This is a genomic window from Streptomyces sp. NPDC001100, from assembly GCF_053598575.1.
In genome coordinates, this window is sequence record NZ_JBSFKO010000051.1 from 54,754 (window position 1) to 67,313 (window position 12,560).

General features: G+C 70.6%; 9 protein-coding genes. 4 read left to right on the forward strand and 5 right to left on the reverse strand.

Going from position 1 to position 12,560, the window contains the following annotated elements; translation table 11 throughout:
- Positions 1–333 precede the first annotated feature (333 nt).
- Positions 334–2,040 (reverse strand): MFS transporter, encoded by a 1,707-nt coding sequence (locus tag ACWDEW_RS44130; RefSeq protein ID WP_450521285.1) that lies wholly within the window; start codon positions 2,038–2,040, stop codon positions 334–336.
- Between the two features lie 267 nt (positions 2,041–2,307).
- Here ACWDEW_RS44130 and ACWDEW_RS44135 point away from each other — a divergent pair, with 267 nt between their 5' ends.
- Together ACWDEW_RS44135 and ACWDEW_RS44140 are read left to right on the forward strand one after the other, a co-directional pair.
- Positions 2,308–3,786, forward strand: coding sequence for a 3' terminal RNA ribose 2'-O-methyltransferase Hen1 (locus ACWDEW_RS44135; RefSeq protein ID WP_450521287.1), 1,479 nt, complete (start codon positions 2,308–2,310; stop codon positions 3,784–3,786).
- Positions 3,783–6,326: a polynucleotide kinase-phosphatase gene (locus tag ACWDEW_RS44140; RefSeq protein WP_450521289.1), complete on the forward strand. Its 2,544-nt coding sequence runs from the start codon at positions 3,783–3,785 to the stop codon at positions 6,324–6,326. The genes ACWDEW_RS44135 and ACWDEW_RS44140 overlap by 4 nt, the downstream gene beginning before the upstream one ends.
- A 150-nt stretch (positions 6,327–6,476) precedes the next feature.
- On the opposite strand, the gene ACWDEW_RS44145 is transcribed toward ACWDEW_RS44140, so the two are convergent.
- Complete coding sequence (locus ACWDEW_RS44145; protein ID WP_450521291.1) at positions 6,477–7,376, reverse strand: hypothetical protein; 900 nt, start codon at positions 7,374–7,376, stop codon at positions 6,477–6,479.
- Positions 7,373–8,419: an SPFH domain-containing protein gene (locus ACWDEW_RS44150; protein ID WP_450521293.1), complete on the reverse strand. Its 1,047-nt coding sequence runs from the start codon at positions 8,417–8,419 to the stop codon at positions 7,373–7,375. The genes ACWDEW_RS44145 and ACWDEW_RS44150 overlap by 4 nt, the downstream gene beginning before the upstream one ends.
- A gap of 159 nt (positions 8,420–8,578) precedes the next feature.
- Here ACWDEW_RS44150 and ACWDEW_RS44155 point away from each other — a divergent pair, with 159 nt between their 5' ends.
- Both ACWDEW_RS44155 and argF read left to right on the forward strand, forming a co-directional pair.
- Complete coding sequence (locus tag ACWDEW_RS44155; protein ID WP_450521295.1) at positions 8,579–9,802, forward strand: arginine deiminase; 1,224 nt, start codon at positions 8,579–8,581, stop codon at positions 9,800–9,802.
- 77 nt (positions 9,803–9,879) lie between these two features.
- Positions 9,880–10,887, forward strand: coding sequence for an ornithine carbamoyltransferase (gene argF, locus ACWDEW_RS44160; RefSeq protein ID WP_450521297.1), 1,008 nt, complete (start codon positions 9,880–9,882; stop codon positions 10,885–10,887).
- 15 nt (positions 10,888–10,902) lie between these two features.
- Here argF and ACWDEW_RS44165 read toward each other — a convergent pair whose 3' ends face one another.
- Both ACWDEW_RS44165 and ACWDEW_RS44170 read right to left on the reverse strand, forming a co-directional pair.
- Positions 10,903–11,358, reverse strand: a complete 456-nt coding sequence (locus ACWDEW_RS44165; protein WP_450521299.1) for an ATP-binding protein — start codon at positions 11,356–11,358, stop codon at positions 10,903–10,905.
- A 267-nt stretch (positions 11,359–11,625) separates the two neighbouring features.
- Positions 11,626–12,560 (reverse strand): sulfate adenylyltransferase subunit 1 (locus ACWDEW_RS44170; RefSeq protein WP_450521301.1); only part of this gene is annotated, 935 nt, incomplete at its 5' end.

Below are 12,560 nucleotides of genomic sequence, written 5' to 3' on the forward strand. Positions count from 1 at the left end.
CCCGGGGTCTCGGCAGGGTTTCGGGTTGGCCCGGCCCCGGGGTCTCGGTCGGGCTTCGGGTCGGCCCGGCCCGGGGTCTCGGCAGGGTTTCGGGTTGGCCCGGCCCCGGGGTCTCGGTCGGGCTACGGGGCGGCCCGGCCCGGGGCTTCGGTCGGGCTTCGGGTCGGCCTGGTTCGGGGCTTTGGTCGGGTTTCGGCCCGGCCCGGCCCCGAGGTCTCGGTCGGGCTTCGGGTCGGCCTGGTTCGGGGTCTCGGCAGGGTTTCGGGTTGGCCCGGCCCCGGGGTCTCGGTCGGGCTACGGGGCGGCCCGGCCCGGGGCCTCGGTCGGCCCCGGTCAGGCCTCGCTCGTGGCGAGCGCGGCCAGTTCGCGGTCGACGGCCTCCTGGTGGGCCTCGGCGTCCTCGCGCGCCTTCTTCGGGCTCCAGCGGCCGGCCATCACGAACACGAAGGGCAGGAAGAGGACTTGGCCGCCCACGCAGATCCACCACCAGGTGCGCCACTCCCCGGGACCGTTCTTCACGGCCTTCTGCACCTCCGACCCGTGCTCCTTGAGCACCTTGAGCTGCGGCTGTGCCTTCTGTACGACGGTCAGGCCGGCGGGGCCGACCTCCTTGACCGCGCGGGCGGCGAGGTCGGCGGGCGTGGTGGTGGGCGTGTACTTGCCCAGTTCGGCGAAGAGTTGAGGGTGCGCGCCGATGATCGCCAGTGCCGGGGCGGCCTGCTTCTGCGCGACCGCCACCTCCGCGCCGTGTTCGACGAGCGGGGTGACCGAGGTGACGAGCACCGGAATGAACGCCGCCGACACGGCGACCACGATCCGCACGGTCCAGCCCCAGACCGCGAGACCGGCGGCGGTCGCGGCCGGGTTGCGCTTCTCCACGGTCTCGGTGAAGCTCGCCATCCACGGCGCGTAGGCGACCCCGCTGAACACTCCGATCGCGACGAACAGCCAGGCGAAGGTGTAGTAACCGGTCGTCGCATGCGTGGCCAGCGAGGCGAAGACCGCGGTCGCGACGATGGCACCGATCCCGCCGACGATCATGAAGGGCTTGCGCACCAGCAGCCGGTCCGAGAGCAGTCCGGCCACGATCAGCGCGAGGGCGTTCGCGGCCCAGTACCAGTTGGCCAGCCCGTTGGTGCGCTGCTCGCTGTAGCCGAAGGTGGTCGAGAAGTAGACGACGAAGTTGCCGACGGCGGCGTAGTAGAGCAGCAGGAAGACGGCGATCGCGAAGGCGGAGCCGAGGATGTCCAGGCGCAGCATCTGCCGCCACTCGCCGCGCCGTACCGCCTCGGTGTCCAGTCCCTTGGCGCGGGCTTCGACGAGGGCGCGGTCCCGCAGGCTCACCATGATCTGATCGCGCAGCCCCGGCGACAGCTCGCGCAGCGCGAACAGGGTGACGACGAACACGACCAGCCCGGCCGCCCCGGAGTAGCGCAGCTCGTCCTGCCAACTGGCGGTGTCGAGCGTGCTGCTGGTCACCGACGTGACGACCAGGCTGCCGATGACCGGGCCCATCGTCCAGTAGCCCATCGCGGTCGCGCGGCCCAGCTGCGGGGAGAAGTCCCGGATCAGCGCCGGGGTCGCGACCAGCACGATGCCCTCGATGAAGCTCACGACGGCGAACAGCACCAAGTACGTCGTCTTGTCACCCGCGTTGGGCAGCCCGAAGAAGACCAGGAGCGCGGCGACCAGCAGTCCGTAGACCACGAGGTTCGCCCGCCCCCAGCGGTCCGCGAGACCGGCCACGAGGGAGGCGAAGGCCCCGACCGCGTTGCCTATGACCGAGACCCACACGAAGTAGCGGTAGGTCATGTCGAAGTGCGTGATGATCGACGTCGCCACCGCGTACTGGATGTAGAGCATGTAGTAGAGCACCACGGTCGTGACGACCACGATCGCCAGGTACGACATGCGTCGCCCGGTGGCCGGATACGCCGCCAGATCGCGGCGGTACAGCCGGGCGAGCGCGCCACGAGAGTCGGCGCGGGGCGCGTCGACATCGGGGTTACTCGTGTCAAGCGGTGCGGAAGCGGAAGACATACGACTCCCTTTGGAACGGCTGGGGACGGGGTGAGCGGCGGGAGGCTGGGGGCCCTTCCGTTCGGCGGAGCGTAGTACCGACTAGTCGGTACGGCTAGATGTGCGACACCTCTTCGTCTGCGAGGGGTCGAGGAAAATGCCTGAGTACGTCAGTGATGTTCGCTGTACGTTGAGCGGGCGTGCCGGAGACCGGGCGCGCTCACTGCGTGGCAGGCGACCGCACGCACGACATCCGCAGCTCAGAAGACGTTTCGAGGCCTACCCACCGTGTTCCTGACGATCACCACCACCGGCACTCCCGAACGCCCCGCCACCGACCTCGGTTTCCTGCTGCACAAGCATCCCGAGAAGGCGCAGGCGTTCTCCACGTCCTACGGCAAGGCGTACGTCCTCTACCCCGAGGCGGATGCCGAGCGCTGCACGGCGGCGCTGTTGCTGGAGGTCGACGCGGTGGCGCTGGTCCGGCGCGGCAAGGGCAAGGGGCGCGGCGGCGCGCCCGACGCGGCACTCGCGCAGTACGTCAACGACCGTCCGTACGCGGCCTCTTCACTCCTCGCCGTGGCACTGAGCGCGGTCTTCTCCAGCGCCATGCGCGGCGTGTGCAACGCCCGCCCCGAGCGCGCGGCCCAGCCGCTGCCGCTGCGCATCGAGGTACCCGCGCTGCCCGCCAGGGGCGGCACCGACCTCGTACGGAAGCTCTTCGCGCCCCTCGGCTGGACGGTCACCGCCCAACCGGTCGCACTGGACGCCGAGTTCCCCGAGTGGGGCGACTCGCGGTACGTGAGCCTCGTACTGGAGTCGGAGACGCTGACCCTCGCCGAGGCGCTGCGCCACCTGTACGTCCTGCTCCCGGTCCTCGACGACGCCAAGCACTACTGGGTGGCGTCCGACGAGGTCGACAAACTGCTGCGCGCCGGTGAGGGCTGGCTGCCCGCGCACCCGGAGCAGAAGCTGATCACCAGCCGCTACCTGTCCCGTCGTTGGTCCCTCACCCGGGAGGCGATGGAGCGACTGGAACTGGTACGGCTCGCCGAGGCCGACGACAGCGAGGTCGAGGAGATCGACAACGCCGTCGAGCCGGAGACGGAGACCGAGGAGAAGCCGACCCCGCTCGCCGTGCAGCGCCGGGACGCGATCGTCGAGGCACTCAAGGCGTCCGGCGCCGGCCGTGTGCTCGATCTCGGGTGCGGGCAGGGGCAGTTGGTGCAGGCGCTGCTCAAGGACACCCGGTTCACGGAGATCGTCGGCACCGACGTGTCGATGCGCGCGCTCACCATCGCCGGCCGCCGCCTCAAGCTCGACCGCATGGGGGAGCGGCAGTCCTCGCGCGTCCAGCTCTTCCAGAGCTCGCTCGCCTACACCGACAACCGCCTCAAGGGGTACGACGCCGCCGTGCTCAGCGAGGTCGTCGAACACCTCGACCTGCCCCGGCTGCCGGCGCTGGAGTACGCGGTGTTCGGCGCCGCCCGCCCCAGGACGGTCGTCGTCACCACCCCGAACGTCGAGTACAACGTCCGCTGGGAGACCCTCCCGGCCGGACACGTCCGGCACGGCGACCACCGCTTCGAGTGGACGCGCGCGGAGTTCGGGGAGTGGGCGGCGAAAGTGGCCCAACGGCACGGCTACGACGTCGAGTTCGTACCCGTCGGACCCGACGACCCCGAGGTGGGCCCGCCCACGCAGATGGCGATCTTTTCCATGAGCACGGCCAAGCAGGCAACCACGAAGGAGGCGAAGGCGGCATGACCGAGACGCAGAACAAGGGGCGGGTGCTGCCCGTGACCGACCTCTCCCTCGTGGTCCTGATCGGCGCCTCCGGCTCCGGCAAGTCCACCTTCGCGCATCGCCACTTCAAGCCGACCGAGATCATCTCCTCGGACTTCTGCCGGGGCCTGGTCTCGGACGACGAGAACGACCAGAGCGCCACCCGGGACGCCTTCGACGTCCTGCACTACATCGCGGGCAAACGCCTCGCCGCCGGCCGCCGCACGGTCGTCGACGCGACCAGCGTGCAGCAGGACAGCCGACGCCAACTCATCGACCTGGCACGGCAGTACGACGTCCTGCCCATCGCCATCGTGCTCGACGTACCGGAGGAGGTGTGCGCCGAGCGCAACGCCTCCCGCTCCGACCGCGCCGACATGCCGCGCCGGGTGATCACCCGCCACACCCGCGAACTCCGCCGCTCCCTGCGGGGCTTGGAGCGCGAGGGCTTCCGCAAGGTGCACATCCTGCGCGGAGTCGAGGACATCGAGAACGCCACGATCGTCACCGAGAAACGCTTCAACGACCTGACCCACCTCACCGGCCCCTTCGACATCATCGGCGACATCCACGGCTGCGCCGCCGAACTGGAGACCCTGCTCGGCAAGTTGGGCTACGACGACGGTGTCCACCCGGCCGGCCGCACGGCCGTCTTCGTCGGCGACCTCGTCGACCGAGGCCCCGACTCGCCCGGCGTACTGCGCCGCGTGATGTCCATGGTCGGCTCGGGCAACGCGCTGTGCGTACCGGGCAACCACGAGAACAAGTACGGCCGCTACCTCAAGGGCCGCAAGGTCCAGCACACCCACGGCCTGGCCGAGACGATCGAGCAGATGCAGGAGGAGACCGACGAATTCCGTTCCCAGGTACGGGAGTTCATCGACGGACTCGTCAGCCACTACGTCCTCGACGGCGGCCGGCTGGTCGTCTGCCACGCCGGCCTGCCCGAGAAGTACCACGGCCGCACCTCCGGCCGCGTCCGCTCGCACGCGCTGTACGGCGACACGACCGGCGAGACCGACGAGTTCGGCCTGCCGGTGCGCTACCCGTGGGCCGAGGACTACCGGGGCCGCGCGGCCGTCGTCTACGGCCACACTCCCGTCCCCGAGGCCACCTGGCTCAACAACACCATCTGCCTCGACACGGGCGCCGTCTTCGGCGGCAAGCTGACCGCGCTGCGCTGGCCGGAGCGGGAGCTGGTCGACGTACCGGCCGAGCGGGTCTGGTACGAGCCGACCCGCCCGCTGCGCTCGGAGGCACCCGGCGGCCACGACGGCCGCCCGCTCGACCTGGCGGACGTACACGGCCGACGGGTGGTGGAGACCCGGCACGCGGGCCGGGTGTCGGTCCGGGAGGAGAACGCCGCGGCGGCCCTGGAGGTCATGAGCCGCTTCGCGGTCGACCCGCGCCTGCTGCCGTACCTCCCGCCGACGATGGCCCCGACGGCGACCTCGCGCGTCGACGGCTACCTGGAGCACCCGGCGGAGGCGTTCGCGCAGTACAAGGACGACGGGGTCGCGCGGGTCGTGTGCGAGGAGAAGCACATGGGCTCGCGGGCGGTGGCACTGGTGTGCCGGGACGCGGAGACGGCCGCGAAGCGGTTCGGGGTCGACGGCCCGACGGGCTCTCTCTACACCCGCACGGGCCGCCCCTTCTTCGACGACCCGACGGTCACGGAGGAGATCCTCGGCCGCCTGCGCACGGCGCTGGACGAGTCGGGCCTGTGGGCGGAGCTCGACACTGATTGGCTGCTGCTGGACGCGGAGTTGATGCCGTGGTCGTTGAAGGCGTCCGGGCTGCTGCGCGGTCAGTACGCGGCGGTCGGCGCGGCGGCGGGTGCGGTGTTCCCGGGTGCGCTTGCCGCACTGGAGGGGGCGGCGGGCCGTGGCGTCGACGTGACCGACCTGCTGTCCCGGCAACGCGAACGAGCTGCCGACGCCTCGGCGTTCACGGACGCGTACCGCCGCTACTGCTGGAGCACGGACGGCCTCGACGGAGTCCGCCTGGCCCCGTTCCAGATCCTCGCGGTCCAGGGCCGCAGCCTCGCCGCACTCCCGCACGACGAACAACTCGCCCTGCTGGACCGGCTGGTGGAGCACGACAGCACGGGTCTGCTGCAGACCACCCGGCGCCTGTACGTCGACACGGGCGACCCGGAGTCTGTACAGGCCGGTGTCGACTGGTGGCTGGAGATGACCGGCCGGGGCGGCGAGGGCATGGTCGTCAAGCCGGTGGGCGCGGTGGTACGCGGCGAGTCGGGCCGACTGGTCCAGCCCGGCATCAAGTGCCGTGGCCGCGAATACCTGCGCATCATCTACGGCCCGGAGTACACCCGCCCCGACAACCTCACCCGCCTCCGCGGCCGTTTCCTGAACCACAAGCGCTCGCTGGCGATCAGGGAGTACGCGCTGGGTCTTGAGGCCCTTGACCGGTTGGCGGAGGGGGAGCCGCTGTGGCGGGTGCACGAGGCGGTGTTCGGGGTGCTGGCGTTGGAGTCGGAGCCGGTGGACCCGCGTCTGTGACGGTACGGGTGGGCGGGGCGGCCGTCCCTGGGGGCTCCGCCGCCCCCAGACCCCCGTTTCCCACCTACCTACCCACCCACCCGACTCGGGCGTCTTTGAGGTTCACCTTTTGGAGGGACGGCGAACGGGCGGGTGGCTGGGAAATGTTTTTCACCCCACCAACCGCAACCGCTCCCCACAAACCCCCACCCCCACCACCTGCCCCCACGTCAACTCCACCGCATCCCCCTCCATCCCGTCCCCAAAGACAATCAACTGCTCCGATTCCACGGTGAGTTGCAGCACCGCCGACCCCTCCAACTCACCCGCCACCAACGACGTCCCCGTCACCGGCGAAGGCCAAGCCTCCCGTACGAACCACACCAGCCGGTCTTCCGAGGGGTGTGGCAGGGCGAGGTCACTGCCCCGCTCCTGCCACACCGACCGGAGCCACCCCGTGGCCCCGGTGCCCGTTCCCACGAGCACCCCGGAGGACGCCTGGGCCTCGACGACACCCCCGTCGCCCTCCAGACCCAGGCGGTATCGGGCCGTCTGATGACCGACGGCTCCCAGATAGATCTCGTTCAGCGCGACCAGCCGCTGCGTGTCGTCGGCGACGGCCTCGACCATGGTGAGTTCGTCCACACCCGTGCCCGCCGCGAGGGCGGAGGCCAGCAGGACACCGGCGTCCGCCGGCCGGTGCCGTACCAGGACCCCCGGGTTGCGACCCGGATCCGCGTCGAACCCCAACACCGGCTGCCCGGCGAGGTACTTGGCGACATTCGCGACCAGCCCGTCCTGCCCGACCACGACCACCACGTCCTCCGGCGCGAACAGGAACCGGTCCAAGTCGGCCCGCTCGACCTGCGTCTGACGCCAGGTCAGCGGTACCGCGGAGGAGACCTCGGCCAGCGCCCGCCTGGTCCGGCGGTGCCGTTCGGCGACCTCCTCGATGTCCCGGCCGCGCGACCGCAGGAAGTACGCGGCCTGGCCGTGCGTCCCGTGCCGGGCCACCAACTCCTCGTACTCCGTGGTCCGGTGGACGAGGACGACCCGAGGTGCGAGACTCACGCGCCGGCCTCGCCGCCACCGGCACCGAGCCTGGTGAGCAGCCCCGTCAGCACGTCCGGCGAGATCGTGACGCTGTCGATGTTCGGCAGGTTCTCCGCGAGCCGCGTCCCGGTGAGCGCGTTCAGCGTGGCGACGTCGACATCGGTGTGCACCCGCAGCCAGGCCGCCTGGGCGTACGCCCGCGCGTCGCCCACCTCGCGCGAACCCTCGGCCTCGGCACGGGCCAGCCGTACGGAACGCGCCGCCTCGGCGTCGGCGAGCCGTACCGTCCGGGTCGCCTCCGCCTCCGCGCGGACCCCGTCGGCCGCGGCATGCTCCTCGGCCTCGCGGCGGGCGTTCGTGCCGCGCTGGTCGACCAACTGCTCCTCGCGGCGGGCGAGTTCGATCTGGCTGTCCAGTTCGTTCTCGGCGATCGCGCGCTCCCGCTCGACGGCCACCGCCCGGCGTTCGTAGGTCGCCTTGTCCGCCTCCTGCTGGATCTGCTCGCGGGCCGGGGTGCGCAGCGCCCGCTCCACCTCGGGCTCGGGCCGCAGCGCCATCACGCGGACGGCGACCACTTCGATGCCGGTGGCGGGCAGCCGTGGTTCGGCGCCGAGTCCGGCCGCGATCCGCTCCCGTACCGCCGTGACCCCGTCGACCAGCGCGGACGCCAACGGCGTACGGGCCAGCACGGCCAGCGCGTGCTGCTGGGCCGTCTCGGTCAGCAGGGTGCCCAGCTGTTCAAGGGGCGCGCCGCGCCATACGCCCGTGTCCGGGTCGACGGAGAAGTCGAGCCGTGCGGAGGCGAGGGCCGGGTCGCTGATCCGGTAGGTGACGGTCGCCTGGACCGCCACGTCCTGGAAGTCGGACGTACGGGCGTGGAAGGTCATGGCCAACTCCCGGTCGTCGATCGGCACTTCGGAGAGTGCGGCGGTCAACGCACGGAACCAGAAGCTGAGTCCGGGCCCGTCGTGCAGGAGCTTGCCCGAGCGGTGGTGGCGGATGTGCGCCGTCGGAGCCCCGCGCAGGTGGCGCCAGCCCAGGCGCCGGGTGATGTCGGCCATCAGAGTCCCTCGGATCCGGTCAGAGATCCCGTGGGATCCCGCATCGATCTCGTCAGTAAGACGATAATCGCTCGGCGCACTTGTCGTCAAGGGGACGAAAACAAGTGGCGGTATGACAAGTAGGGGGTGAACTCGGTCCGAGATGGTCAGGATGGAGACATGGCACTCCATGTCGACTCCGAGACCGGGCGGCTGCGCCGCGTCATCCTGCACCGGCCGGATCTTGAGCTCAAAAGGCTCACCCCCAGCAACAAGGACGCCCTCCTCTTCGACGACGTGCTCTGGGTGCGCCGGGCGCGCGCCGAGCACGACGGCTTCGCGGACGTGCTGCGCGACCGCGGTGTCGCGGTCCACCTGTTCGGCGACCTGCTCGCCGAGGCCCTGGCGATCCCGGCGGCCCGCTCACTGGTCCTGGACCGGGTCTTCGACGAGAAGGAGTACGGGCCGCTCGCCACCGACCACCTCCGCGCCGCCTTCGAGGCGCTGCCCGCGCCCGAACTGGCCGAGGCGCTGGTCGGCGGCATGACCAAGCGCGAGTTCCTCGACGCCCACGCGGAGCCGACCTCCGTCCGCTTCCACGTCATGGACCTGGACGACTTCCTCCTGGCCCCCCTCCCCAACCACCTCTTCACCCGCGACACCTCCGCCTGGATCTACGACGGCGTCTCCGTCAACGCCATGCGCTGGCCGGCCCGGCAGCGCGAGACCGTCCACTTCGAGGCGATCTACCGGCACCACCCGCTCTTCCGCACCGAGAAGTTCCACGTCTGGTCCGAGGGGCAGGCCGACTACCCGTCCACCATCGAGGGCGGGGACGTGCTCGTCATCGGCAATGGCGCGGTCCTCATCGGCATGAGCGAGCGGACCACCCCGCAGGCCGTCGAGATGCTCGCGCACAAGCTGTTCGCCGAGGGCTCCGCGCGCACGATCGTGGCTCTCGACATCCCCAAGCAGCGCGCCTTCATGCACCTCGACACGGTGATGACGATGGTCGACGGCGACACCTTCACCCAGTACGCCGGACTCGGCATGCTGCGGTCGTACACCATCGAACCGGGCGTCGGGGACAAGGAGTTGAAGGTCACCGACCATCCGCCGGAGCACATGCACCGCGCGATCGCCGCCGCCCTCGGGCTGGACGGGATCCGGGTCCTGACCGCCACCCAGGACGTGCACGCCGCCGCGCGCGAGCAGTGGGACGACGGCTGCAACGTCCTCGCCGTCGAGCCCGGCGTCGTCGTCGCCTACGAGCGCAACGCCACCACCAACACGTTTCTGCGCAAGCAGGGCATCGAGGTGATCGAGATCCCGGGCAGCGAACTGGGGCGGGGCCGGGGCGGACCGCGCTGCATGAGCTGCCCAGTCGAGCGGGAGGCCGTATAGAAATTCGAGGTATCGTATAGAATTCCAATCGTCCTTGTTCTTGTGTACCCCTGTACCCGTACCGATGGAGCGCCCCCATGGCGACAGTCCCGACCGCCCTCGCCGGCCGCCACTTCCTCAAGGAGCTGGACTTCTCCGAGGAGGAGTTCCGCGGCCTGATCGAGCTGGCCGCCGAGCTGAAGGCCGCCAAGAGGGCCGGGGGCGAGACGCGGTACCTGTCGGGGAAGAACATCGCGCTGATCTTCGAGAAGACCTCGACGCGCACCCGCTGTGCGTTCGAGGTCGCCGCGGCCGACCAGGGGGCCTCGACCACCTACCTCGACCCGTCGGGCTCGCAGATAGGGCACAAGGAGTCCGTGAAGGACACCGCGCGCGTGCTCGGTCGTATGTTCGACGGTATCGAGTACCGGGGGGACAGCCAGGCCGCCGTGGAAGAACTGGGCGCGTACGCGGGCGTCCCGGTCTACAACGGGCTCACCGACGACTGGCACCCCACCCAGATGCTCGCCGACGTGCTCACCATGACCGAGCACAGCGACAGGCCGCTCAAGGAGATCGCCTTCGCCTATCTCGGCGACGCCCGCTTCAACATGGGCAACTCCTACCTGGTCACCGGCGCGCTGCTCGGCATGGACGTACGGATCGTCGCCCCGAAGTCGTACTGGCCCGCCGAGGAGATCGTCACCGCCGCCCGCGCGCTCGCCGAGCGGAGCGGCGCGCGCATCACGCTCACCGAGGGGATCGAGGACGGGGTCGCGGGCGCCGACTTCGTGGTCACCGACGTGTGGGTCTCCATGGGCGAGCCCAAGCAGGTCTGGGACGAGCGGATCGCGGCCCTCGCGCCGTACGCCGTGACCATGGACGTCCTGCGGGCCACCGGCAACCCGGACGTCAAGTTCCTGCACTGCCTGCCGGCCTTCCACGACCTCGGCACCAAGGTCGGCCGCGAGATATACGAGACCCACGGCCTCGACTCGCTGGAGGTCACCGACGAGGTCTTCGAGTCGGCCCACTCGGTCGTCTTCGACCAGGCCGAGAACCGACTGCACACGATCAAGGCCATTCTCGTGGCGACGCTGGCCTGACCGGGGCCTGAGCGGCTATCCCGCCGGACGCCACTGTGCCGGTACGACGGGCAGCCGGAACCACACCGCCTTGCCCGACTCGGTGGGACGGTGGCCGCACGACGAGCTGAGCGCGCGGATCAGCAGCAGGCCGCGGCCGTGCTCCTGCCAGGGGTCGGGCTCCTCGTCGGCGGGCTTGGTCAGACTCACGGGCGGCTCCGGGTCGGCGTCGTGCACCTCGACCCGGCAGCCGGAGGGCAGCAGCTCGACCACGAGCTCTATGGGAGCGTCACCGGCGGTGTGCTCCACCGCGTTCGCGACCAGCTCCGCCGTCAGCAGCTCCGCGGTGTCACTGTCGGCCGTGTGCTTCACCTCGGAGAGAGCCGTACGGACCAGTGCGCGGGCCACCGGCACGGCCGCGGCGGTGTGCGGCAGTGCGATGCGCCAGGAGGCGGAGGCGGAGGGGCGTTCTTGCAAGGCGGGTCCGTTCATGGAGCAGGCTGTCCTGCTTTCAACTATATGAATGGTACGGCGCCCTTTGTCAGGGTCTCTCGGCGGGCACCGTACGGGACCTTCGTCCCGGTACCGAGCGGCATACCCGGAACAACGCCCTCCCTCGCACGACAGCTCCCCTTGTTACTGCGCTATTGACATCTCGTGACGGCTGCGACGGCGACAGGTCATTTCGGCAGGGCACGGCAACGCCCTCGGGCCCCCGTTTCGAACGGGAGCCCGAGGGCGTTGCGGGGGAGGCGGGGATCAGGTCAGGTCGGCCATCCCCGCGGTGAGCGTGGCGCCGTCCGCCGGGTCGATCACCAGGAACGCGCCCGTGCGACGGGAGACCGCGTAGTCGTCGAGGGCGAGCGGCTCGGCGGTGCGCAGGGTGATCCGGCCCAGGTCGTTCGCGGTCAGCTCGGCGGCACCGCCCAGATCGCGTACGACGGCCTTCACCGTCCGCGTCGTGTGCCGCAGCAGCACCCGGTCCCCGACCCGCAGCGGCCGGTCGGCCAGATGGCATACGGCGGCCCGGACGTCCTGGGTGAGCACGGGCGCGTCGGCCCCGGCGGTGATCATGTCGCCCCGCGACACGTCCCGTTGGTCGGCGAGACGCAGGCTCACCGACTGGGGCGCGTACGCAGCCTCCGCCTCGGCGCCGAGCACGGAGATCCCGGTGATCTCGGAGGTCTCACCGGAGGGATGCACCGTCACCCGGTCCCCGACCCGCAGCGAACCGGACACCAACTGCCCCGCGTACCAACGGACTTCGCCGTCCCGGATGACGTACTGCACGGGAAATCGGGCCGGCGCGTCTGACGGGTCGGCGCCCACCGGAACGTTCTCCAGGAACTCCAGCAGGGCCGGACCCTCGTACCAGTCCATGTGCGCCGAACGGTCCACCACGTTGTCGCCGACCAGCGCCGAGACCGGGATCGGCGTGAAGGACGGCAGCCCCAACTCGGCCGCGTGGCCCGCGAATTCCTCGACGATCCGCTCGAACAACGCCTGCTCGTACCCGACCAGGTCCATCTTGTTGACCGCCAGCACCACGTGCGGCACCCGCAACAGCGCGGCCACGGCGGCATGCCGCAGCGTCTGTTCCACGACTCCGTTGCGTGCGTCGATCAGGATCACCGTCAGTTCGGCGGTGGAGGCACCCGTCACCATGTTGCGGGTGTACTGCACGTGACCGGGGG